The sequence below is a fragment of the Anaerobiospirillum thomasii genome (assembly GCF_900445255.1).
GTDB lineage: Bacteria > Pseudomonadota > Gammaproteobacteria > Enterobacterales > Succinivibrionaceae > Anaerobiospirillum_A > Anaerobiospirillum_A thomasii.
In genome coordinates this window covers 798083-822218 of sequence record NZ_UAPU01000005.1, presented here as the reverse complement: position 1 = coordinate 822218, position 24136 = coordinate 798083, and the positions used below count along the sequence as shown (strand labels likewise).

20 protein-coding genes and 1 pseudogene are annotated in these 24136 nt (G+C 38.4%); 13 read left to right on the top strand and 8 right to left on the bottom strand.

The window, feature by feature from the left end:
• Positions 1-29: 29 nt before the first annotated feature.
• The 3 genes from bamC to DRZ93_RS03765 all read left to right on the top strand — a co-directional run bounded on the left by bamC (position 30) and on the right by DRZ93_RS03765 (position 2834).
• Positions 30-1190 (top strand): outer membrane protein assembly factor BamC, encoded by a 1161-nt coding sequence (gene bamC / locus DRZ93_RS03775; protein WP_113745875.1) that lies wholly within the window; start codon positions 30-32, stop codon positions 1188-1190.
• A 347-nt stretch (positions 1191-1537) separates the two neighbouring features.
• Positions 1538-2248 (top strand): phosphoribosylaminoimidazolesuccinocarboxamide synthase, encoded by a 711-nt coding sequence (purC, locus tag DRZ93_RS03770; protein ID WP_113744806.1) that lies wholly within the window; start codon positions 1538-1540, stop codon positions 2246-2248.
• A gap of 67 nt (positions 2249-2315) precedes the next feature.
• Positions 2316-2834, top strand: a complete 519-nt coding sequence (locus tag DRZ93_RS03765) for a nitroreductase family protein (RefSeq protein ID WP_113745874.1) — start codon at positions 2316-2318, stop codon at positions 2832-2834.
• Between the two features lie 179 nt (positions 2835-3013).
• Here DRZ93_RS03765 and DRZ93_RS03760 read toward each other — a convergent pair whose 3' ends face one another.
• The gene (locus tag DRZ93_RS03760) at positions 3014-3772 is read right to left on the bottom strand and encodes a DeoR/GlpR family DNA-binding transcription regulator (RefSeq protein WP_113745873.1); all 759 of its coding nucleotides are present in this window, start codon (positions 3770-3772) and stop codon (positions 3014-3016) included.
• Positions 3773-4332: 560 nt separating this feature from the next.
• Here DRZ93_RS03760 and DRZ93_RS03755 point away from each other — a divergent pair.
• From DRZ93_RS03755 to DRZ93_RS03735, 5 genes are all read left to right on the top strand, one after another.
• A complete protein-coding gene (locus tag DRZ93_RS03755; RefSeq protein ID WP_113745872.1) occupies positions 4333-5127 on the top strand; it encodes a hypothetical protein in 795 nt (264 codons plus the stop codon).
• A gap of 27 nt (positions 5128-5154) precedes the next feature.
• On the top strand, positions 5155-6708 hold the full coding sequence (locus tag DRZ93_RS03750) for a DDE-type integrase/transposase/recombinase (RefSeq protein ID WP_113745871.1): 1554 nt from the start codon (positions 5155-5157) through the stop codon (positions 6706-6708).
• Positions 6709-6710: 2 nt separating this feature from the next.
• Positions 6711-7565, top strand: coding sequence for an ExeA family protein (locus DRZ93_RS03745; RefSeq protein ID WP_113742925.1), 855 nt, complete (start codon positions 6711-6713; stop codon positions 7563-7565).
• Between the two features lie 794 nt (positions 7566-8359).
• The gene (locus tag DRZ93_RS03740; RefSeq protein WP_113745870.1) at positions 8360-8980 is read left to right on the top strand and encodes a hypothetical protein; all 621 of its coding nucleotides are present in this window, start codon (positions 8360-8362) and stop codon (positions 8978-8980) included.
• A 74-nt stretch (positions 8981-9054) separates the two neighbouring features.
• Entirely contained in the window at positions 9055-9234 is a 180-nt protein-coding gene (locus tag DRZ93_RS03735; protein WP_113745869.1) for a hypothetical protein, read from the top strand.
• A 301-nt stretch (positions 9235-9535) separates the two neighbouring features.
• Here the strand turns inward: DRZ93_RS03735 and DRZ93_RS03730 are convergent, their stop codons facing one another.
• From DRZ93_RS03730 to DRZ93_RS03715, 4 genes are all read right to left on the bottom strand, one after another.
• Positions 9536-12472 carry an IS66 family transposase gene (locus tag DRZ93_RS03730; RefSeq protein ID WP_172458021.1) on the bottom strand — a complete coding sequence of 979 codons (2937 nt, stop codon included), beginning with the start codon at positions 12470-12472 and terminating at the stop codon, positions 9536-9538.
• A 61-nt stretch (positions 12473-12533) separates the two neighbouring features.
• Positions 12534-13043: a hypothetical protein gene (locus tag DRZ93_RS03725; protein ID WP_113745867.1), complete on the bottom strand. Its 510-nt coding sequence runs from the start codon at positions 13041-13043 to the stop codon at positions 12534-12536.
• 151 nt (positions 13044-13194) lie between these two features.
• On the bottom strand, positions 13195-13509 hold the full coding sequence (locus DRZ93_RS03720; RefSeq protein WP_113743094.1) for a hypothetical protein: 315 nt from the start codon (positions 13507-13509) through the stop codon (positions 13195-13197).
• 16 nt (positions 13510-13525) lie between these two features.
• A complete protein-coding gene (locus tag DRZ93_RS03715) occupies positions 13526-14338 on the bottom strand; it encodes a hypothetical protein (protein ID WP_113745866.1) in 813 nt (270 codons plus the stop codon).
• A gap of 218 nt (positions 14339-14556) precedes the next feature.
• On the opposite strand from DRZ93_RS03715, the gene DRZ93_RS03710 reads away from it, so the two are divergent.
• From DRZ93_RS03710 to DRZ93_RS03700, 3 genes are read left to right on the top strand one after another with little or no spacing between them, the layout of a single operon-like run.
• The gene (locus DRZ93_RS03710; RefSeq protein WP_172458020.1) at positions 14557-15978 is read left to right on the top strand and encodes a Mu transposase domain-containing protein; all 1422 of its coding nucleotides are present in this window, start codon (positions 14557-14559) and stop codon (positions 15976-15978) included.
• Complete coding sequence (locus DRZ93_RS03705; protein ID WP_113745864.1) at positions 15978-16733, top strand: ATP-binding protein; 756 nt, start codon at positions 15978-15980, stop codon at positions 16731-16733. The genes DRZ93_RS03710 and DRZ93_RS03705 overlap by 1 nt, the downstream gene beginning before the upstream one ends.
• Positions 16734-16742: 9 nt before the next feature.
• On the top strand, positions 16743-16991 hold the full coding sequence (locus DRZ93_RS03700; protein WP_113745863.1) for a hypothetical protein: 249 nt from the start codon (positions 16743-16745) through the stop codon (positions 16989-16991).
• 395 nt (positions 16992-17386) lie between these two features.
• On the opposite strand, the gene DRZ93_RS13465 is transcribed toward DRZ93_RS03700, so the two are convergent.
• The 3 genes from DRZ93_RS13465 to DRZ93_RS03685 form a co-directional block, all read right to left on the bottom strand.
• A complete protein-coding gene (locus DRZ93_RS13465) occupies positions 17387-17620 on the bottom strand; it encodes a hypothetical protein (protein WP_146741092.1) in 234 nt (77 codons plus the stop codon).
• A 603-nt stretch (positions 17621-18223) separates the two neighbouring features.
• The gene (locus tag DRZ93_RS03690; protein ID WP_113745861.1) at positions 18224-18793 is read right to left on the bottom strand and encodes a hypothetical protein; all 570 of its coding nucleotides are present in this window, start codon (positions 18791-18793) and stop codon (positions 18224-18226) included.
• 346 nt (positions 18794-19139) lie between these two features.
• Complete coding sequence (locus tag DRZ93_RS03685; RefSeq protein ID WP_113745860.1) at positions 19140-21062, bottom strand: IS1634 family transposase; 1923 nt, start codon at positions 21060-21062, stop codon at positions 19140-19142.
• 351 nt (positions 21063-21413) lie between these two features.
• Between DRZ93_RS03685 and DRZ93_RS03680 the strand changes: the two are divergent.
• Both DRZ93_RS03680 and DRZ93_RS03670 read left to right on the top strand, forming a co-directional pair.
• Positions 21414-22766, top strand: a pseudogene (locus DRZ93_RS03680) (ISL3 family transposase); the annotation flags it as partial.
• Between the two features lie 325 nt (positions 22767-23091).
• Positions 23092-24054: a hypothetical protein gene (locus tag DRZ93_RS03670; protein WP_113745857.1), complete on the top strand. Its 963-nt coding sequence runs from the start codon at positions 23092-23094 to the stop codon at positions 24052-24054.
• Positions 24055-24136 lie beyond the last annotated feature (82 nt).

Here is a 24136-nt window from a genome sequence, read left to right as displayed (position 1 = left end):
TAAACAGACAATAATTCAGGAGCACTGTTTTGTACAAGTATAAATTTAGCGCATCAGCTCTAGCTGTGTTTACCACCATGACCTTATCCTCCTGTGGTGCTGTGGGTGAGTACTATCAGTATTTCAGTGGCGAGCTTGACACTTCATTAAGAGAGCCTACAGGCTATTATGAGCATGAGATAGTAAAGGATGCACCAGATCAGCTTGTTGTTCCTGCAGGTCTTGATGCCCCGGCTGCTGATAACTCTTTAAACATTCCTGATGTGGCAGTATCTTACGGTCCTACCGGCGAGGATATGGATATCAGAGCTCCTATTGTGCCTATACGCTCAGAGATGGGAGTTGACAGTCAGTGGGCTAATAACGAGGCTATTGTCTGGCTCAGACCTGATGGTCCTCATGCCATACACTCAGAACAGCAAGCCTGGGATCTTCTTGGCAAGGTGCTTATGACCATGGGTGTACGTCCAGGTCAGGTTACATCTGGTGCCTATGAGCTTACCACTGTGGCCGCTGACTTTAATGAATATGGCAAACCTTATACAGGACTTGATTCTGAGTCCTATGGCTATAGGTACCGTCAGGTATATCGTATACGTATTGGTCGCAGCGCTGACAATTCAATAGGTATTGCCACCTCACTCATTGGCTCCATGACTATGCTCTCATCTGGCAAGAGTATGGATAATATTCTCTCACCAATTGAGCAGCAGCGCTTTGCCACAGGATTTGCCAACGAGATTATTCATACCATTGATACTGTAAATACAGCTTTAATATCAATTCCAGATGAAGTCTCTGTAATCTTGGGCCGTGACAGCAATGATCAGGACTGCTTTATTATAAATGCCCCATATGAGAGTGTTTGGGAGGTCATACGTCAGGTACTGCCTCAGTACTCATTTGTAATTAAAGAGTACTCTATTTCAAATTCAACCATACGTGTTGAGTATGATGAAGAGGATTATGAGTTCTTTGCAGAAAAGGGGGTTGATGCATTCAATCTTGAATCTGGCGAGTACATTATCCGTATTGCAGTTGAAGGCGACAAGAGCATTGTGACCTTCTATGACGGTGATGACAAACCTCTAAAGACCACTGTGATCTCAGCTCTCTACCCAGGCATGTCAAAGGCTCTGGTCAAGGGCTTTGAAAATTACAGCAAGTTTGACATGTCATCCTTTATGTAAAATCTGTAGTTTAATATTTTTTAATCATGAAGATAAAATTTATTAAGTCCAGAGGCTATGGTTTATAAAATGTAGCCAAAGCCTGCTCTTTTGTTATTTAAAAGCTTTTTTGCTTTTAGAACCATAGTGTAGCTTTTTGTCTAAAGTTTTGATTCTTTGTATCAGACAAAAGAGTATTTTAAGTAACTTACTGTTTTTAAATAGGTCTTTTATAAAGTAAAAGGCAGTCCTTGGCCTTTTAACAAGGAAGACTTTAAATTTAATTACAAAAGCTGTTAAGAATATTTATCTTAGGGTATATAATAGTCGTATTGATTTCTTTAACCTAAACTTTTGGGAACTTGAAAATGGAAAAGAAGAGAGAACTCTACCGCGGAAAAGCCAAATCTGTATATGAGACTGATGATCCAAATCACTACATTATGCTTTTCCGTAACGATACATCTGCTTTTGATGGCAAAATCATCGAGCAGCTTGATCGTAAAGGCAGAACAAACAATCACTTCAACTACTTCATTATGAAGAAGTTAGAAGAGGCTGGTATTCCTGTTCACGTAGAGGAATTACTCTCAGATACAGAGTGCCTTGTCAAGAAGCTAGATATGGTTCCTGTAGAGTGCGTGGTACGTAACGTATCAACAGGCTCAATCTGCAAGAGACTTGGTGTGCAGGAAGGTCTTGAGTTAAATCCACCTACCTTTGAGTTCTTCTTAAAGAATGATGAGCTGCACGATCCAATGGTTAATGATTCACACATCATTTCATTTGGCTGGGGCACCAAAGAGCAGATCGATGAAATGCGTCGTCTTTCATTCAAGATCAATGAAGTTTTAAAGGAGCTCTTTGACAAAGCCGGTCTTATTCTTGTTGACTACAAGCTTGAGTTTGGTATCTATGATGGTAAACTGATTTTAGGTGACGAGTTCTCACCAGACGGTTGCCGTTTATGGGATAAAGAGACCAGAAAGAAACTTGATAAGGACCGTTTCCGTCAGGGCTTAGGCGGCGTTATCGAGGCCTATGAAGAGGTAGCACACCGTATAGGTTGCCCTCTGTAAATAATATAAAGATAAATCAAAGGCTACCAGAAAAAGGTAGCCTTTAAAATTATTTTAAGGAGCTGTAATGAAAAGTTTTTTAGAGCTGGCCAAAAAGCGCTATTCATGTCGTGAGTACAGCAAGAAGGCTGTAGGCGTAGAGGCAATTGAAACAATAATTGAGGCAGGTCTTGTTTCTCCTAGTACCTGTAACTATCAGCCATATCATCTGTATGTTGTCAAAGGTGAAAAATTAAAACAGCTGCAGAGTTTTGGCAAACTGACTAATGCTCCTGTAGGTATTGTTTTATGCACAGATGTAAAAGAAACATGGGTGCGCCGTCATGACAATATGGATTTTGGTCTTGCTGATCTGTCTATTGTTGCTGAGCACATGGCACTTGAGGCTACCGATCTTGGTCTTGACTCAACCATTGTAGGCTCCTATGAGCCACAGAAGGTTTCAGAGCTTCTAAATCTGCCAGAAAATCATTATCCGCATTTAACTTTAATGCTTGGCTATGCAGATCCTCAGGATATTCCACCATCACCTGAAAGACATTCTGTATTAAGAAAAGATCCAAAGCTTATGGTTAGCTATCTGTAGGATAGTATCTAAGTTACAACTCAGGCTATCACATCTTAATGTGTAGCCTTGAGTTTTATGCAAATCAGTACTGATAAAGGGCCTGATATGTGTTCTTTTACTTAGAAAATGAAAAGTTGGTTGAAAAGATAGCTGATTTTTTAAGTCAATTCTTATTTATTCGTTTTCTATCTTGGATCTCAATTATTTTTATTTGCCACAATAAAGTTTGCTTTATCTTTATAATTGGTTACGTGTGGACCTGGGTTGGTAATAATGGTTAAACTATTGAGGCTACCAAAGGAAACTGCAGTATCAAGACCAAATTTTGAATGATCTGAGAGCACATATGATTTAGCAGATCTGTTTATTACAGCAGATTTGATAATTGCATCCTCACCATCTGTTGTTGATAAGCCTCCTTTTTCACTTATACCTAGAGCACCAAAGAAGGCAATACTGAAATTAAAGTGACTTAGAAAGTCAATTGTAAAGCCACCCTGCAGGCCCTCTGTAAGCTGTTTGACTTTGCCAGGCGCAATGATGGCATTAAGACCCGATCTTGAGAGTATCATTACGTGTTTTAGGCCAATATTTATATAGGTTGCTTTGCGCTCTTTAATAAATTCACACATTTTTTCAGTGGTCGAGCCTGAGTCTATGAAAACAAGATCATCAGGTTTGATTAATTTGGCAGCCCTTTGGCCTATTATTTCCTTTTCACATGAATTTAAATGATATCTTCTATCGATCAGCTCTTCGCCACGGCCTAACATGGCGCATGATGATTCGGCGCCGCCGCGGACTAACTTTAAAAGACCTTTTTTCTGGAGTTCGCTCAAATCTCTTCTTAAAGTAGAGTCAGATATTCCTATTATTTTTGTTAGATCTGCATAAGCAAGTCTTGTTTTTTCATTGACTAAACGAAGTATTTGCTCCTGTCTGTCACGAATTAACATCTAAAACCCCGTAAATATCATAAAAATACAGTTTATAAGCCCTAAATATTATAATTATACTCATATAAATCAGTTATATAAGCATAAAGAGATAAATATGTGAAATATTTTGACAAAATATGCAAAATTTCAAAGAAAAATAAAGCAAACATGAATAAATGAGAACTAGATCAGATTTCACTTGAATAATTTTATCTAAAATATGAATATATTTAACCCACTTTTGACATTTTTTGAGGTGTATATGTGTCAGTGCTCTATTAATCTGTCATTAATTTAGCTCATATCTTTGTCGAGTTTTCTGCCTATCTTTTATTGATTCCTCTTGCTCTTCTTTAAAGTCACCACATTCTGCTCACTTTTTGTCAAAACCCAGTCTGGGCCTATTTTTTGTTAAAAATTTGGAAATAGAGGTTACCTTACGTTGAAAAATGCAGAAAAAGGTACAGATGCTTTGCTATGATTTAGGAAAAGACAGTTTTAGAAATGCCGCGGGACACTACCCTTTAGATTAACGCCCTAAAAATAGTGTCCCGCCCAAAAACGCACAAGGCGTCTTCATGGCAATAATTGTAGCAGAAGAAGATACTCTTGTTAAAGAGGTATACAGAAAATCAAATAAAACCGGGAAGCGTGAGCTAGTACCAGTGCTTACGCTAAAGCCGGGCGTTGTGGTCAAATGCCGGTATTGCGGTCAGCCTATGATACGTTATGGTATAACCGGTTATAAAAAGCATATTGAAGACATTCGCCACGGAACTCCTACAAAGATCTTTCACCTGCAGATTCTAACCTGTCCCAATAAAGAAAAATGCCGTGACATAACATCAGGCAAAGATCCTCAAGGTAACAGCAATAAAGCAACCCATGTTCTGCTGCCTGATTATGCCTGCCCAGGTTTAAGAGTACAGTCAGACACAGCAGAAGATCTTGCCAAGGCCAATAAAGAGATACTGCATTTAAAGGGACAGTTTAATCACACTAACCTGTCATGGCCAAGAATAAAGCTATATATATCTCAGAGTAAGCTTTTACACAAGCTCAAAGAAGAGTACGTTAATTTTAGATATTTTGTCATAAAAGCTCTTGGTCCCTTAGGAAAACACCTATCAATGCCCGTTGAAACGGTGCTATCTCATGCTCAAAATGTTTTTGAAACTTATAGTTTAAATTTTAACAGGGCACCTGTTAAAACCAGAGGCAAAACTTTTGATATACAAGGAAAAAACAAATTTAGAATTTTTGGTGTCTACTGTTGCTCACAGTTTGTCAACGACCCACCCATACACCTAAAACATAATTGGGTGATCTCCTGCAATAACATGATAATCAAAGAGCCAGATGACAGCTCTTAGTCATTTGTTTTATAGGAGATTCTATAAATGACCAATATTAAACAAAGAATTAAAGATTTAAATGATGATCCAAAGAGTTACAGAATGAGGGTTATTGCGCCCATTGTGTCACTTAAGAAAGATGCCAATGGGAAAAATTCGAAGAAGCGTGTGGCTATGATAAAACAGGTTGCAGCAGAGCAGTGCTTATCTGTGAGAACTATTGAGCGCTGGGTTGACCAATATGAACAATTTGGTCTGCAAGGACTTGAGCCAAAGTATAAGAAGTTTCGCTCAGATATAAGGAGGTTCATCAGTTTTGAGAGTCTACTAGATGAAGCAATAGTCTTGCGCAGGCAATGTCCTACCATTTCAGTAGTTGAGATCATTAAATGTCTGGAAGAAAAACACCAAAACATAAAGGGCATTATAAAGCGCTCTACTTTACAGAGGCATTTACAGCAGAAAGGTTTTTCTCGTGGGGAGCTTTTAAGAGAGCGTGAAAAAGGAGGAACAGCATTTTTCGGAGCCTATCGTAAAAAGCTCCCTATGGAGCAGGTTCAGGCAGATATTAAAATAGCTGGAAAATCATTTTGTGTTAATGAGCAGGGCATGCCAGTAACCCCATATATCCATCTATGGATGGACAATGCCTCACGCATGATCCTCGTGGCAACCATATCTGACACCCAGGATAACAGCCTGGTTCTGTCATCTTTTAGAGAGCTTGTTACAGGCTATGGTATTCCAATGAGCATTCTTACAGATCAGGGCTCTGTATATAAGAGCGCTGCAATGGAGCATTGCACCAGCACTTTAGGAGTTCCTCATAAGCGCTCAAAACCATATAAACCTCAGAGCAAAGGGGCAATTGAACGTTTAAATGGTACTTTAGATAAAGTATTAAAGCAGCTTGAAGGTATGAATAATGTAAAGCTGAGTATGGTTGAATTACTTGTAAAACAGTGGGTTGCAGAGTACAACGAAACACCACATTCAGCTCTAACCGAAAATATGGGAACAGATGCAGAGGTAACACTATCCCCTAAAGAATATTTTTACAAATATATAGAGCCTGTAGCAAGACCTGTAGATGATATTGTGAATCTGGCCTTTACTATGGAGTACTCTCGTAAGGTCCTCAAGGATGGCGTCATACACATAAAAGGCCGTTATTACAAGTTGCCTGCAAATAGCGCCAAAAGTGGAGAGTATGTGGTCGTGCACTGCTCTTTAGTGGGCAATTCAGTGGAGCTTGTACAGGAGCTTACTGAGGAAGAAAAAAAAGAAAGCCTCTCACAGAGCATGTATAAATTTATACCGCTGTATGAGCGTGAAATCAAAGAGAATATTGACTTTACCGAACGTGCATCTGATAGATCAGAAGACATGCCTCAGTCTTTGCCTGATGAAATAAAGCCAACTATACAAAGGCTCGCCCGCAGGTTGTATAAGGATAGAGATCTTTATACCACAGAGAAGGATTTTGAAGAGCAACTAAGGAAAGAGCTATTCCACCAAGGCCCGGCCTCCTATAGCACAGAGCCAGGAAATAGCTCTTTATACAACAAAAGCTCAATCAAGACAGATGAGGATAAATAATTATGATAAGCACTGATTTGCTAGACTACTTTAAGATGGAATATACCCCTTTTACAAATAATATTGACACTGGCTTTCTCTATCAGACAGACATTTTTAGAGGAGCATGCCTGAAGTTAAAAATGGCCATTGAGAACAACTCATTTGCATTGCTGACCGGAGTCCCTGGTACAGGTAAAAGCACACTGCTGCGCTACTTTACATCTCAGCTTAATGAAGAAAAACATACAGTGATGTATGTATCACTGTCTAATGCCACACCCAGGTGGATGTATATTGCTCCATTAAATCAGATGGGTGTAAAGTCAAAGTATTATGTCAATGATGCGCGTCTGCAGCTGCACAGAGAGATTGAGACATTAAGAAAGACCCACGGTAAAAAGGTAATTCTGATATTTGATGAGGCCCACCTGCTGGCTAATAAGTACAGTAAATTCAGCCTGCTTGAGGAGATTAGATTTTTACTCAACGGTAACAGCTATGACAGCGGATCACCGCTTACACTGATACTCTCAGGCCAAAAAGAAATTCTGTCTGTGCTCAAGACAGATAAGTGCAAGGCTATAACTCAAAGGATTATGTATTTTAGCTCTACGCAGAATCTGACAAATGAGCAGGTTGGCAGTTATATAGGATCTCATTTAAAGTGGTCAAGATGTCAAGATAATCCGTTTGAATATAGGGCCGTGGAAAAGATAGGCGATCTCTCAGGAGGAAATCCACGACTTATTAATAAGATCTGTATGCACGCTTTAAGCTATACATGCTTAAAGCGTGAAGAGAAGGTAACCGAAGCTACCGTAACTGAAGTTGCCAATAACGAGGTTATTGACCTAATTTTAAAGAATTTAAACTAGTGTTAAATTGAGCTTATCCTGTGAAGCTTCCAGGATAAGCTGTGCCTACAATCATAAGCCACCTCTCCCAATAATACAAGCCAATTGTCATCATTTTAATGAATATTAAGAAAATTTTTATAGTATTACGTCAGACTAATTGGCAGGTGGTAAAAACATTATTGCAATCATATGGTTATGACAAAAAAGAGCAGTTATAGACAACATATTTGAGCAGGTGGTGACACTATTATTGTAGGCACAAACAAGACAAGATTACGACATAATTGTAAGCAATTAGTGGCAACATACTTTAAACAGATATTGCCGACAAACTCGAGCAAATGGAGACAACAATTTGAGGTCAAAAAGGCGACAGAAATAAAGCAGTTAGTGTCAATGAAATTTCCGGGTTTCAATCTCGGTTGATCTTATTAATAACCAACACCAAATCCTATATATATCAATCAATGAATCTGATCTTTAATCTTTAAATCTTGGTTTTAACTATAGATCCGGGACGTTTTATATCATTCCTAAATTTGCTCTTGAATTCCTAATCTTCTCGCCTGATCTTGTAATCGCAGTTCTGCCTTTTGCACATATCTTATGTTATGCAAACCTTTATTCTTAAGCATATACATCAGATCTTATTGCATTATTTTAATGCACTCGTCTACAACGCAGCTCTTTTTATGGCTACTTTATGTAAACTATTGAACATTGTTAGAATCAACTAAAAAGTTGTTTTGCTAGGATATTAGAAGGAGAGGTGAGCTCACTTCCGCCAAGAATAAAGAGCTCACACTACTTGAATGTTTATTTTAACACAAAATTTATTTTCTAATATTGATGAGCTCAATGAAGCCATCAATAATGGCCTTTCAAAGCCTATAAGATTGCTTTTACATAAAGATGCTTTTCAATATTTAATCTGTCCACTCTGTAATAAGAAACTCAAATTTAAAGCTTATATTAGCAAGGCCAAACGCCTGATCTATGGAGTGAAAATTACAGTGCTTATTCCTCAGATGTTTTGCGAAAACAAAGATTGTAATTGTGGTGCTTGCAAGAAGCATAAGGTGTCACGTTACCATCTTGTACAGCCAGATATTTTTGAGCCTGGCCAAAGTCATTTAAAACAAGTTATTGAAGACTATATAGCAGCAGAATCAGAAAATGTACAAAATAAAGATTTAGAAGCTCGCTGCGGTGATCTCAGTCTATTTAAACAAGAATGTAAGAAAGTATTAAAGCTGATACAAAGATGGAAATATCATATAAAACAGTTTAACTCTCTCAAGCATAGAGTATTTAAATTTTTTGATATTACGGTTTCATGCCTGACGGCCCCTAGGTTCTGCCTGTTGCTCCATAATAGTGAAAATATACAAAATGCCATACTTATGCGCTTTCGTACAGCAAATAACGACTAATTTTTAAAAGTCCTTAAAATACCCTTTGTTGAAGACAAACATGGGGTTTGTCATATTTTTTTAAGGAACTTTTAATGACAAAAAGACAGCATTTGAGCGCAGACAAGCTCAAAGACATAGCCAAGCTTATTCTTGGAGGGCTGAATAATACCCAGATTGGAGCTAGAGTTGGTGTCTCCCGTTTTACTGTATCGCACATAAAAGAGAGGCTGTTTAAAGCAGACATCTGCTCCCGATACTCTCTTGAGCTGTAACTAGTAACTATTGCGACCCTAGATTGTAAAACCAAGTCAGATTACTATAACTCCCATGGGGAAACCCATAGGATCTGCCTTGTTGCAAATAGATTAGAGTAGCCATGCCGGCTTTGATATATGGCTATAGACGGTCAGCAGCTCGAGTGCAGAGAGTGTAGGATCATTAGAGGCTTTTATTTAAATGCATGCTTTGATAAAAAGCCTTGTTATCAGAGGTAAAATTTTCAGCAGCGCTCAATATAAGACACATTTAATCACTTATATAGGCCTTGGCTCACAAAGAGCCGAGGCTTGGTTATCATTCTCCATGACTTAAGATCAGAGTCTTGAAATCGTATGGGGTAAGTCCTTCATAGCTGATTTCATCAAATATGGTCTTATTAGCCTTATCATACAGCCCAATGCGGATCTTTACTTTATTGTCCCCATCTTCAATAATTTCTGTTCTTGATTTTGGCAGTGAAACTGCATGTGACTGCATACCTTCGAGCATCAGTTTCTGCACAATTCTATATCTGATATTGGCCATAAGCCATAATGTATACTGCGTAAATGATACATTATTCATTGTACAGGTATTGGCAATAGTCAGGTGATCTGCAAAAGCCTGAGCACTGTCCGGGTGATTTAAAAACTGGAAACTGTGACGCGCACAGGCTCCCAGCCTTATAGCTCTTTCAGCTGCTGATGAGGATAGCTCTATATGTGGTTTATCTACAAACTCTCTGAGCTTTGTCTCCTGATTGAGCAGATAGATAAGAGGACCAGAGACAGCATGCTGATTTGATTTTCTGTATTTGACACGGCCATGGCGACTGCCAGAGCATTTAATAACTATATTGCCATTTTCTCTGATTATGTGTCTTACCACATCAAATATAGCATCCAGCACCTTAGAGGATATATTCTTTCTGTACTTTTCTATCTCATCTTCAAATGAGGTGCCTTTAATGATAGCTTCCTGCCAGGCGCTGCTGTCTATATAAAACAGGCAGTTGATGAGGTAATAGACAATAAAACAGTCTCTGTTCAGAGCAGATAAAGATTTTGCACCTTTATTCTTTTGCTCATATTTTATCAGGTTCTCCATAAAAGCACTCATCTCACAGCCATCTGGCAGCAGATATTGATTGTAGATTTTAAGCAGTCCTGATTCAGTTAAATAGCGGTGCAGAGGTCGTCTGGCATGAGTCCAGCACGAGGCATGGCAGATATCTATGCCGGCCTTTTTAAACTCCTCGACGGCAGCATCATAACCTGCATAGCCATCAGTGGTTATAGTATCAATTGAGCTTGGATTTTTACTGTCGAGCAAATCCAGGACATTGTCAGCATTTCTACTGTCTGAGGCTCTGAAATAGGTGGCACTTACCTCCTCCGTCCAGGATGTGGCCATACACCATAACTGTGACTTTTTAATATAACCGCCTTTAGTCTTTTGCGAGCGTACCTTAAGTGTGGTCTCGTCCATAATAACGCTGCGACAGTTATAGAGCATGTCATTATGAATAACCTCAGCCACTCCATGGAAAAAAGCTCTTGAGCCTCCATTTATAATATCTGTGATATGTACACGCGACCAGTCAACACCCAGGCCGTTGAGCATGGTGGTAATACGGCTCTTAGGAGCACTGAGCATGGCAAACATTGAGTGTAATGCACTCATAAGCCCAGCAGATAGAGCGCATTTATTAAAGCATGGCAGCAAGGCAAAGGCATCAAAATCAAAAGTGTTGGGATTTATAATGTCATTTCTGCCCTTATAGCTAATTAAATCATGGGCTATATCATGTGAGCTTTTAACTGCACCATCATGGCGGCAGATATTCTGCAGGATCTTCTTGTTAACCTTAGCTTTATTGTCTGAGTTTTTAAGCTCGCTGTTATCTGCAGACTCATTCGTGTGGGTTTTGGGTGTATTTTGTCTGTCCTGATTTGTAACAATAACCTCTTGATTTAATGACTGTTCTATTTTTGAGTCACATTCGTTTGAATTACGAACACCTTCCTCAGGCCTATCATCGCTTCTGGTTTTTACCTCATAGGTATCATAGGCAGTTATCAGAGCAGGATTGTATTCTATGGTAGTGCCGCAGCCTACACCTATGAGATTCTGTACAGCACTGAGGCTGATTTTGGTATCAATACCCTGATACTCTTTAACCTCATTTGCTCTTTTAACCTTGCCGTCAAATTTAAATTCATGGATATGTTTGCATGTAGGGCAGTAGCATCTGATTCTAAAACCTGTAGGCACTTTGATGGCTTTTGTAATGTCGCTGTCTTTAGAGAGATTTAAAATGCTCCTTTCTTCTGCAAGTGGATCTAAAACCACACCTGCTGAGTTTTTATTATTTTTTCTAATCTCACCTGACAGCTCAATAACACTTTGCACGCTTTGCAGTGTGGACATGCTGTCAGCACAGCACTCTTTCTCCTCCACATCACACATTAAAGAGAGCTCTTCCATGTCCCTGTCATCGTGGCTGACTATAGAGGCCGCTGCCACATCTACATCTTTATGCTCTGTATAATCAGGGTATGTGGCATAGGTTGGTGCAGTATTTTCGCTGTCTTTTGGCTCTACGTTATTTGCACTGGCGCTCTCTGAGCCTTTTATGCTGGAATCTGAGCTATTTTCAGAATCGCTCTGGATTTTATAGTTTTTATTGCTCTCGCTTTGTGATGATACATATGTACCCCTTATATATCTGCCAAGTTGTGCAGTAGCAATGCGGGCATTGGATAAAAATATCATCAGATATGAGTTAATCTCTTTTAGATTATATAAATCCTCAGGAGGATTGTCCTTTATAAGATTTGCAAAGGCATCTCTGTTATCCTTGATAAAGGTGAGTGCATTGACTATAACGTCCTTCTGGCCTGCATTGCCTGCCTTGAGCTCCTCAATTTCATTCTTCTGTTCAGAAGTTAGCTTCTTATAATCGGCAACAGAGTCATTTAGCTCGTTTATACGTGTATCCTGACTTTTAATATGGGCTCGCAGCCTGGTTATGATATCAATCTGGCTTTTCTGCTCTTTAACAGAATGACTCTGTAGCTCCTGCATTTCTTTTTTATGCTGCTGGCTCTGCTCCTGCATCTCTTTTTTATGCTGCCGGCTCTGCTCCTGCAGCAGAGCAATAAGCTGCTCCTTGCTAAGAGCATTTAAGTCTGTACCTGCAATATTGGTGGCAGGGGCTGTGTTACTGTTGTTGCGATCTAAGTGAGCCATATTAATATCCTTATATCCGTATTGTACCGTACCTGAGGCCAAACCCATAGAAGTATGCAGGTCAGCTTTGCTTCCTGCGTCTGCTGTTATTCATTGCCTTGCACTGCTCCATGGTGTAATAGCAGTTGTTTATTATCTTGCCCAGATATATGGTCTGAGTTTTATACTTGTCATCGACTTTAAAGCGCTTACGCTCGACCACATAGATAAAATTACCTGTCTTATAGATACGGACATCAGGACCTGTGGGCAGATTTTTAACCTTGCTCAAATCCACGCCATGCTCTTTAAGTGTGGTATTAAGCCTGGCATGCCTGCGCCTCGTTGGTACAGAGCCATCTGGAACTTCGCGTAAAGACAAATCCTTTTTAAAGCGGCTATGAAACTCTTCCATAGAGTAATAGGTATTATCAACCACACGGCCTACAATAGTTCTTATTCTCTTTTTTCTTCCAGTAGCTTCATCTACCTGAGTTTTATATACAGCCACATAAATTTTGCCCTTGTCTTTATATACTGATACAGGCTCATCCTGTGGCAGATTTTTTATGGAATTTTTATCAATAGGCATAATAAACACCTCAATTCGTGGATAGGTCAATTATACCATAATTATATTGATAAATAAAGAAAATCACCTAAAATAACAGCATTTTTAGGTGATTTATATCACAATTCTATACAGATATTTTTCTTTTATTTTCAATGGTTTAAATCGCAACTTAAGTATCAAGTCTTAGCAGCTCTTCAAGCTCACTGCGAGTATAAGAAAGGGGAATTTTTCCTTCATCTAGCTCTATATCAAAACGACCAGAGTTGAGTACTCTGCGTACCAGCGAAGTTCCACTACTATCCACTATAATCATCGTGGCTATGGTCCTTTTCTTGTTAAAGGTAAGTACTGCTATGCGGTCTACTCCGTTCCAGCCAACACCAAATGCATTATTAGACAGCTGAGCTAAAAGCCTGTACATGCCAAAACGGCCACTGACAGGCTCTCGGACCAGCACAATACGCATATTCTGAGGTAAAAACATTATCTATCTCCTAAGCTCACGCCTGATTTATGCCAATATGACTTATAAGTTTTGCTATAGATAGCTCTGGCTCAGCTACACTGCAGTATTCAAAAGAGATAGTGCCCATATTTACTTTTATCAAATGATTTGATTTAGTATCTGAGTGGGTTACACCATCCTGATTTATAAGCGCAGGAACCGATTTGACGCCGTCTTCTTCCTCTGTTTGACTTCTTAAAGCCACCGACATGGTTGATGAACCTGCCATATCATGTGAAGGCAGAGCTTCAGCTGGTAGTGTTGTATCTGCTAAGGGTGTGGCCTCTGACTGAGCATCATCAATTACATCTATAAAACTAAATGGCTTTAACTTTTCAGAGCAGACATAACTGCCTTGGGTATCTGCCAGCTCATGCTCTTTATTGTTCTGTGGAATATCATTGTTATAATGAAGTATTAGTGTTGGCAGATACATGCCATCGGCAGACTTAAGCAGCGTACCATTCTCAATACAATATTTTGTGGTAGGATGTGAAAACTGTCTTATGATTTTATAACCGAAGTGATTTGAAATACCAAACTTTTTACAAATATATGCTAATCCTCTTCCGTCCTTCACCAGACGGTATATTTCTTTAAGCAATGTTATCAAGGCCAGTTGCTCGCGACTTTCAAACAGATCACCTAAGATCTCTCGGGCGAAAATTAAAATGCTACGCTGAGTGGCCATACCATACTTATGGCTTAATTGATAAGAGCAAAGCTTGGTCTGAATCAAATCGTTAGTAAGAGCCTTACGTTCTTCTTCAGAAAGATTATTTACAGATTTTAAATTTGGGCGATCCATATAGTCTCCTCCGTTTTGGAAATATTCTATATAGATCAGCGACTTTTTAAAGGGTCCTAATAGTTTCTAGTTACCTTGAGCTTCTTAGTAATCAGCAACTTGTAGATATATGCTATCTGGCATCAGGTACAGATAATGGTACTCAGGAGGAGCATGTCTCCCGCTCAGAGTTTATGCCAGATTTTTTGGAGATGGCTGTAGACCGCCTGGAAAGGCATATGAGCAAGCAATTTTATTATTTTAATTACATGGAAAACTGTATTGCCAATAAATGGCACTACTTATCTCGCAGTCAGTTTTATCATTATTTAAAAAAGGCAGAAGATGAGCTTTTTGCAAAAACGGCTGATCCAGTATTTATCATGGACAAGACATATGGACTAAGCTGCGAAATTGATTTTGCCGGAAAAAAGTGTGCTCTGACACTTCCTGGAGGCGTTAAGACAGATTTTAATGTATTTGTAATTGTGTGGTCTGCCAGTTGTTACGTTTTTGCAAGATTCGTAGAAAGACAGACCACAGAGGCTACATGCATAGCTATAAGCGCTGCATTTAAGCACTTTAACTGTCTACCCCAGGAAATAATACCTGACAATGCCAAAGCATGGGTAGAAGATCACTCTATTATATCAGAGCCTATCATAAATAAATCATTTGAAGACTTTATGTCGCGTTTTGATGTATTTGTACATCCAACATCACCACGTGCGCCAACTCATAAATCCAGGGTTGAATACGCTGTAAGGTTAATAACTGAACGTGTTATCAACAATTATGACAGTGACACACCAAGATCACTGGAGGAACATAACCACCTATTACAGGATCTGATTGAAAAGCGTATTAATCAGGCCCAGCTGCGTGGAGATTTAGAGCAAAACAGAGCCTATCTGTTTGAGCATTGTGAAAAACCTAAAGCCCGCGCCATGATCTCTACCATACCTCAATTTGCCCATATCTATATCCTCAAAGTGCCTCGTAACTACCATATAACATTTGGTACAAATAAATATTCTGTCCCATATACCTATATAGGTCAGGTGGTAACAGTCAGAGTGTATGAAAATATATTAACAATATCATGCGATGATCGCCTTATTGCCACGCATCCTATTAATTTTGCACAAAATAACAGCGTCAATACGATTAGAGCACATATGCCTGAGAACCACAAGGCCGTTCAAGATGAAAGGAAGTATTTAAAGATTGAACAGGCGCTGGATGAAGCTTTTAATCTCAGTAAAAATCTGCACTCATACTGTTCATGGAAAAATAAGCAAAAAAACGGACATGCCCTCAAAGCATGTGTTGCGGCCATTAATTTCTATAAAGGATCTGCCAACACAGAGCTTGCTGATAAGACATTCATGAAAATAATGCAGATGGAACCAGCTGTTAGAAACATAACAAATTTAGTCCAAATTTATAAGCAGATGGTATCAGAGTCTTTAAAACCGCGTGAGGATGATATTGCCGATATAGCCTGTACTGCAGAAGATCCCGTCATCAATGAGCCCAGATCTGACAAAGCCAGTGAGCAAGGTAATTTAACATTTAGTGTTGATGACGATGGTGTTCTGCGCAACTCTAGAGATGTGGCTATGGCCAGAAAATTGGGTAAAGCACAGGAGAATAAATAATGTCAAATGAACAAACTTACACTCTAACTGAAGATGAAAGCCGTATAATAAAAGCTTTTAAAGACATTCGTTTAAAAGGCCTTGCTCTGGCCTTTCATCGCCAGTTTACAACGCCAGACATATTTAGCGGTTTGACATTTAATGAAAGACTGCTGATGGCGCTTCAAGAGCATATTGATTATGCTAATGAGGTTAAAGGTCAGACGCTGTTAAAGCGCAGTAAACTCAGAGGAAATCAAGATTTAGATTTTATTTTAAGGAGTGAAAAGAGAGGGCTTAGTAATACAACTATGGCAGAGCTTGCCTCGCTGAGTTTTGTAGTTAAAAAACAAAATGTCATAGTACGAGGAGCATCTGGAACAGGTAAGACAGAGCTCATATGCAATATCGGTAGAAGAGCTTGCCTCAGAGGCATGAGTGTACAATATACAATAGCCAATGATCTCCTAGAGCAATTCTCTATATTTAACGTAGAGCAAAGACTTAAATTCAGAGAAAAGCTTAAAAAGGTGCACCTGCTGATAATAGATGATTTATTTTTGACCGACTTTTATGAAGCCAGGTATGCTAAATATCTTAATGATATTTTAAATGATCGTATTAATACTGCGTCTACACTGATAGCAACACAGCTTACATCTGTAGGTATGGCTAAAAGGTTTGTAAATATTGATGCAGCCATAACAGATGCTGTAACTAGGCGCATTAATCAGTGTGTACAGGATATTACACTTCTGCCATATGACTTTGTCTAGGAGCTTGTCGTGTATAAGTTAAAAATATTAGGCCGTCTTGCATTTAATAATGACAGTAACTGTCTTTATATTGATGACTATGAAATAAATATAGGAGATACCATCTATCTGAAAAAAAAGGATAGACATGGCAAATCAAAATGGATCTCCCATATGGTCGATTTTAATTTAAACAGCCATGAATGGTTTCTAGGAGGTAAACCAATGAGGCCGCAACTTCATCTTGGCAGAGTTGTTAAAATCGATATCATTTTATAACACAAAAACCCTGGCCTAGTGTCAGGGTTTTATCTCTAATAAGCCTATATAAAAGCTATATTTATGGCGTCAGTTTACAGAGTAACTGCCTAAAGATCTGACGTGCTATACAAGATCAATAGATGATGTAACGGAAGTACTGTTTTGGTGCAATAGGAACTTCTGATAACCCTCAGGATCTGACGATGCCTTTAAAGATGGCATGATTACCAGAAGGATTTAATAGACAAAAGATCATGTGTAAGAAGAGCGGAAATACTGATTTAGGTCAGGATCAGATGTATAAAAACAGTATTGAACAAAAGTAGGCAGGAACTACTGCTAGAGTTTAGGACAAATTTTAGCTCAAGATCAGATGAGATTTAATAGGAATTGGTGTCGTCCGTTTTCAAGATCTAATACTGAGGCACTACCGGATCAGATGAGATTTTAGACCGGATTTTCCAGGCTTTATTAGCTTTTACAAATTCTCTTAGATAGCTGTAATAGCCTGGGGCATCATCTATCCTCTTGATGTCCTCTTCACTTGCATTGCCATCGTGCACCAAAATAGAATCATCAATAAAATTGCGGAGGAAGACGCTATTAGGTTCAAATAAATCTGGTACGACCAAATGATAGCGCGACACACTGCTTTCTGTGTTGAGGCCACACTTACAACTTTTATTTGTGCAGGAGTACTGTTGCACACGGACATTGATTGTTTCAGCTTCTTGAATGCGTTTTCTCTTCAAAATAGTTCCCGCAAGCTTAAGCTTACAGTTACAAAGAGGGCATACAAGAGAGTTTCTGGCCTCTTCTGAGACCTTTAGCGTAATGATTTTTCTATCATTACATATAAAATTTTTAATGGCTTTTATAAAAGCATCAATATTGTCGAATGACGTATGTGGTAAAGTAAACATAGCTATAATATGGGGATGAGAGTGCACTGGCCGGTGAGTCTCATCCCCTTCCTCCTAAAATCATGTTAAAAACTCACAATTTTACTAGTCGAGTCCACACATAATTATTAAAGGATCAGCTGTAAAAAGAAAAGATTTATTGGAGAAAGATAAGAAGTAGTGCTAGTAGTTTAATATCTGCTGTATAAGGGTCAGATCTAGTGCTAACAGTGGAGATTTATATAATATGGATATGATTTTTTGTTAAAGGTTTGGATCCACCGTAAAAATCTTGGAACCAATGTTAAAGGTTTTTCAGGATTGTATGTATAAAGTTTTTTGGATCAGCTATAAAAAGATATAGGATTTTACAATCATGTATACCAGCAGGATGTATTTGTCATCAGGCATAATCTTTTTAAGGATATTAAATGATGGCATCTTATCCATAAAGGATTTGAGCAGATAATAATCGCCAAACTTACGAGCAGTGCCGCAGGTCTTGTGGGTGGCAGAGCCAGAATTTCTAGCAACAGAGGCCTTGGTGCGAATGCCAGGTTTAGATGGATTTGCTTTAATATCATCCAAAATATCCTGAGAGTCGGCAAGTTTTTGTTTTATTTCCTTGATTTCAGCTTCTGAGCGTCTTTCATACTCAAACTTTCCCTGTCCCACACGTATAACCTTCCATGGAATAAACTCAGGATTTTCAGAGAGAAAGTTAATATTAAAAACACACTCACCAATACCATCTTTGCTTTTGATAGATCCAATCTGAGTTGGTGCCACACGGGTTGAATAGCCTTTTTCAGCATTCCATACAGATTTCCCCTGCAAGAGAGCATAGGCATAGGTTCTCTTGCTGGCAACAACGTTCTTGAAAACTGGGTGATTTTGATTCTTATCTTTACTGGCCATGATGTCCTCCTATTGGGTAAATCGTACCATAAAACAAGAAAAAAGTCAAGGCATTTAGAAAAATAATTCAAAAAAAATTTGATTGATAACAAGGAATTTTTGGTAGGATAAAGAAAAATAAAAAAACTAGGTATTTTTAACCTGCGATCTCAGGGCAAGATCACACGTTAGCTATAGATCGCTTTTTATTCAGTAACCCTAAGATCGCACACTAAACATACCGAGGATCAATCTTAATTTCATGACCAGAAGCCGGTCGCCGGACGCGACCAGATCTTCTTTTTTTAACTATCGTTTAAACCCTAAGATCGCATTTTTAATTCTACATGATTTTGCTCTTTTAGAGCTATTCAAGGCCGGCCCCTTGGTAGTAGTCTGTCTTTAGATCTATAGGATCTACATTAAAGATCTGAAACAGCTTTTCGTAGTTCTTGCTTAAATTTGTTTTAGGGATAATCTCATCTGCATACTGAGTGCACTCAATCAGATCTAAATCCTTAAATGTCATCGATAATGAGTTGCTCTTAAGTTTAACCTTGTCGCACTCAGGAGCTGTTTTATTATGCTGTTTGATTTTTAAATTCATCATGTTTAAAAATTCTGATGCAAGCAGGCTTACAAACAGTTTGCCTGTAAAAGATGTGTCCGATGAGACGTGCATAGTAGAAGCATCAACCTGATCTTTTAGATATCTGTACATCACCTCGATGTTATTGCGCTCTCTGTACGCATTAAAAGCATCTTCGCAGCTTAACTGTAAAGATGATGCAAGTATCCATACAGAGCTTTCATGGCAGTAGATATTGCCTTTTTCATTATTAAAAATAAATCTGTTGGTGGTCTTATCCAGGATGATAATATTGTCCTTCATAAGCTTTTCAACACTAGAGGAAAGATCCATTTCTGGGTTGGATTTATGTTGTTTTTTAGCTTTTGCAAGCTTTCTTTTATAGTCATCATATTTGACGTTGGCTTCTTCAATTGTGCTGATTAGAAAATCTTTGGTTTCCTGATAAATATCCTTGTTATAAAACAGATAAAGGTAAATTTTGGCTCTGTTTCTCTCTTTGCCTTTTTGTCTATTGCCATAGGACCATAATTTCTCAATCTGCATAGCATAATTAACCTCTTTTTCATGTCTTATGATAGAGCAGTTGTTGCCACAGCAAAGAGCATCAATATTTTCCCTGATAATGGCTTTAATATGAGACGAGCTGGCTTTTAGATGCATTAAAAAATTTATGCCTTTATCGTAGAGAAATGAAATGTTGTAGCTGCTTGAATAGCCACGATCTGTAACAAGACAATAATCATCGCACCCGGCCTTAAGAGAGTGTTTTACGGCACCTTCTAATGTCGATATATCTGGAGTTGATCCTGAATAAGGATAGAATGAAACCAGCTCTCCTGATTTTTGATCAATCATTGATAGATATGACACTATAGGAGTGTCTGTGCCACTTTTAGATTTACCGTATGTGGCTTTGCTTATATTTCGAGCATAGCAGTCACAGTTGCTGCCGTCTAAAGCAAAATATTTTGTCTTACTCACAGCTCCCATCTTACATGTGCTGTTATGAATAATAGTCTGTTTTAATTCAAAAAATTTACGTTGAGTGGCTTCATCAAGATGTTTCCACAAATTATAAAGAACATCTTTGTTCATGTTTTTCTTATATGGGACTATATGGTCACGAACATAATATTCAATTGCCTCTATCTGATCTATGCCACAGGCAATAATATATACAAGCACTGTTAAAAGCTGGTTATATCTGATTTTTGATAGATTAAGCTGTCTTAATGCTCTGCCGCTTGCGCTGTTTTCTATAACAGACTTTATAAAATATGATGCCCCAAATTTCATAATTCTAGGCTCAGCAAAAATCTCAGGGGTAGTATCAACATCAGGCTTTGCCATCTGATTTTTCTGCTGCTTGGTTTTATTATCTTTCTTTTTTAACTCAAAAGAAAACTGGCTTTTCTCTGCATTGTTCTTTGAGGTATTTCTGCCTATGCGCTTTACTGTAACCTCATCAAATATTGGATTATCGCGCAAGAATGCGGCATTAAAATTTATAGTGCCAAAGCCATCAGCGCTTTCTATGCGCCCAATAGTCTTAGAATTCTTTTTATATGATTTTCCTTCAACATAGACAAGCTCATAAGCAATGACATAAACAATCCTATCTTCGTCTTTACCTTTGGCATTTATATAGACTCTAGGCAAAGAGTTTCTAGCTTTATCAATAAGATTTTTATCAGTCATTTGGTGGCTCCGATAATTTAATTTATCATGTATATATATTCTACATGAAAATATAGTAAAAAGCTAGGCTTTTTGGGTTCTTCCCTGAAATTGGGGGTTGACCCAAGATCGCAAACGGTATCTATGGTCTTAAGCACAAGAATGCTTAAGACCCGGCCAAATTGTCAATGCAAAAACTGTCCGTCAATGACAAGCCCTTACGGGTTGGCTTTGCCAATCATTGACTGTCAGTCTTTTGCATTTGCTAAAGCTTTATGAAAAATCCCAAAGATTTTTCCCTTGAGATTAATTTTTATATTTCAGATAAAATAAGGGCCCTGACAACAACTTTACCCGACCAAAGGAAAGAATATGACAGAGCCTAGTGCTATTATAATAAATTCCTACACTGCTGCCAATACAGAAACAAATGAAACTTTAATCAAAGCCAGTGCTAATGAATTAATGCACTGTAAGTTTGAACACGGCGTTCTCAATATGTACCCGGGTTGTGTAATGTCTGGTGAGCCTGAAATAGATGCTATGGCAATGACTGTTACCTATCATCTTGGCTATACGCTTTGGAGAGAGGAGCTTGAACAAAACTGCCCACTCTGTGGCTGCCATAAAGTAAATATAAAGGACTGGGGAGAGCGCACAGTAAAAGATTGCACACTAGGACCATTTGCGGTTATTTTAAAGATACGCGTACCTAAGGTCATTTGTTGTGGTTGTGATCATGCCAGGTGGCTAAAGCCAAGCTTTGTCCATCCGCATCATAGGATAACCTTACGCTTATATGGGCAGATACTGCAGCTTCTTGATTTGGGTGAGAGTCATCTAGATTTAAAGAAAATAAGCTCTATCACGGCTGTAGAGGCAGATATTGTCAGGAACATTGATAAGGCAAGGCTTATAGAGATGTTCAAAGATATAAGTCTTGAAGGCGTTAGGAACATAGCTATAGACGAGATAAGCGTTAAAAAGCACCACAAGTATATATCAGTCATCATAGATGCCGATACCAGGCGCCTTTTGTATGCTGCCTACGGCAGAAAGAAAGATGATTTAAGGCCATTCTTTGATAGATTAAAAGAGCTTGGACTGCTTGACCAGATTGAAGGTGCTGTAATGGATGGTAACTGCGGATATCAGAATCTAGTCAAAGAGCTCTGTCCTAATGCAAAGATAGTACTTGATTTATTCCACTGCCTGCAACAGTTTAACAGTGAAGTGGCAGATGCCATAAGGCTTGATAAAATAAAAGATTTACGCAAGGAGCTTGGCGCCATGGACGCCGGCGAGTATCAACAAAAGAAAAGTGAATACAAGAAGCGTATAAAAGATCTTAGACAGAGCAAGTGGCTGACTTACATGGGCTCAGATAAACTCAACACTCTTGAAGAGTCGCAAAAAGATCTTGTAGAAACCCTCAAACAGAATAAGACCTTGTTTACAATATCAATTTTTGGAGACCATATCAGAGATCTATGACATAGCGGAGGTACACCTGAGCAGGTTGAAACAGCAATTAAAAACCTGTATTCACAAGCTGAAGCAACAGAAATTCCTTTACTGATAAGGTTCTGCAAGAAGCTAAAAGATTGGAGCTGTTATATTATTCATGCGGCTACAACTGGCTTAAACACCAGTATTTTAGAGGGATGCAATGCTAAATTTAAAACCATTAAAAGGGTAGCATACGGTTTTAGAGATATAGGGTACTATATATTGAAAATGCATCAGGCTCTGTCTCGAGATAGAAAATCAACTCTCAAAGCTGCCGTAGTTTCAGAGCCTGTTGAAAATGTCAACCCCCAAATTTAGGGATGAGTCGCTTTTTGAATAAAAAAGTATTAAAAACAATGAAAAAAGGCGCATTTTGCGCCTCAATAAACAAATTAGAATCGTGTAGATTTAAAAATTAGATCTTAGGGGTTCAGTTGAGAAAATCAAACAGTTGCTTTTGTCAATGACAACACAATAACAGATAGGGACTTCTACATTCCAACCTAAAGCTAAAAGATTTTTAACAGCATCAAATACGAAGTTGAAAAACAAAATAGTATTAAGCACTTTTGCAGTACTGACAGCTCTTACTTTAACAGGATGTTCTACTGACATAAAAACATATGACTATGGCAGGGCACCGCTTGATGATGCTAAATTTTACTATCACATGATGGAATATATAGCAAAAGATGATCCTATAAGAGATGAAATCAGCAATGTATTTTCCCTGCCTGACTATGAGCTTGATAAAAAGATAGCAGGAGAGAGACAGGGTGATGAGCAGAGCCTTGCTTTTAAATCATTAAACACTTATGAAGGCAGATATTATGAGGGACTTTATCCTACCCAAAAAGGGTGGGACGAGGGTCGCAAACATAATGCCTACTTTGAACACGGTCCTCTAGCATGGGCTTTTGGCTCTATGACAGCAAGAGAATATCTTGATATGCTCAACTCACCTCGGGTTAAGGAGCTAAATCGCAATTACAATTTATTGCATGTTGCTGACAAAGATTATGTCTTTAAAAACTGTAAGTTTTCAGATATGTCTATAAGTATAAGTGGCTATGGCTCTTTGTCGCGCTATCTTGATAAAAAACATGAAGATTTCTACATGAATAGAAGCTGGTCACCTTTGATTATATCTTCAACATTTAAAAAGTATGGTCACGTGGCAGCATCTGTGTTTAGTGATCCATCAACACTGGATAAAATTGATATTGAAGAGGCAAAGAGACTTAGAAACAGTCCTGAATGGCCAACACATATCTACTATACACCTATATCAAACTTTGATGTGCTTGGCTGGCCTATTACGAAAATGCTCGATCGCATGGCCAATAATGAGTACAGAGAGAGTAAAACCTTTGTAACACTCTTTATCTGCACACCTGAGCAGAGCAAACAGGCAAGAGTAGAATACTTTAAGAAAAACCCTAGATATAGACAGGAAGTAATTGATTTAAGAGAAAAGCTAGGACTTGAGCCTGAGGCTATCTAAAACCTAAGGTTTAAAGTCTTAAAAATATGTACAGGTGCAAAGCGAGTCGCAAACAACGCTCTTTGTTTCCTCACAAATTAAA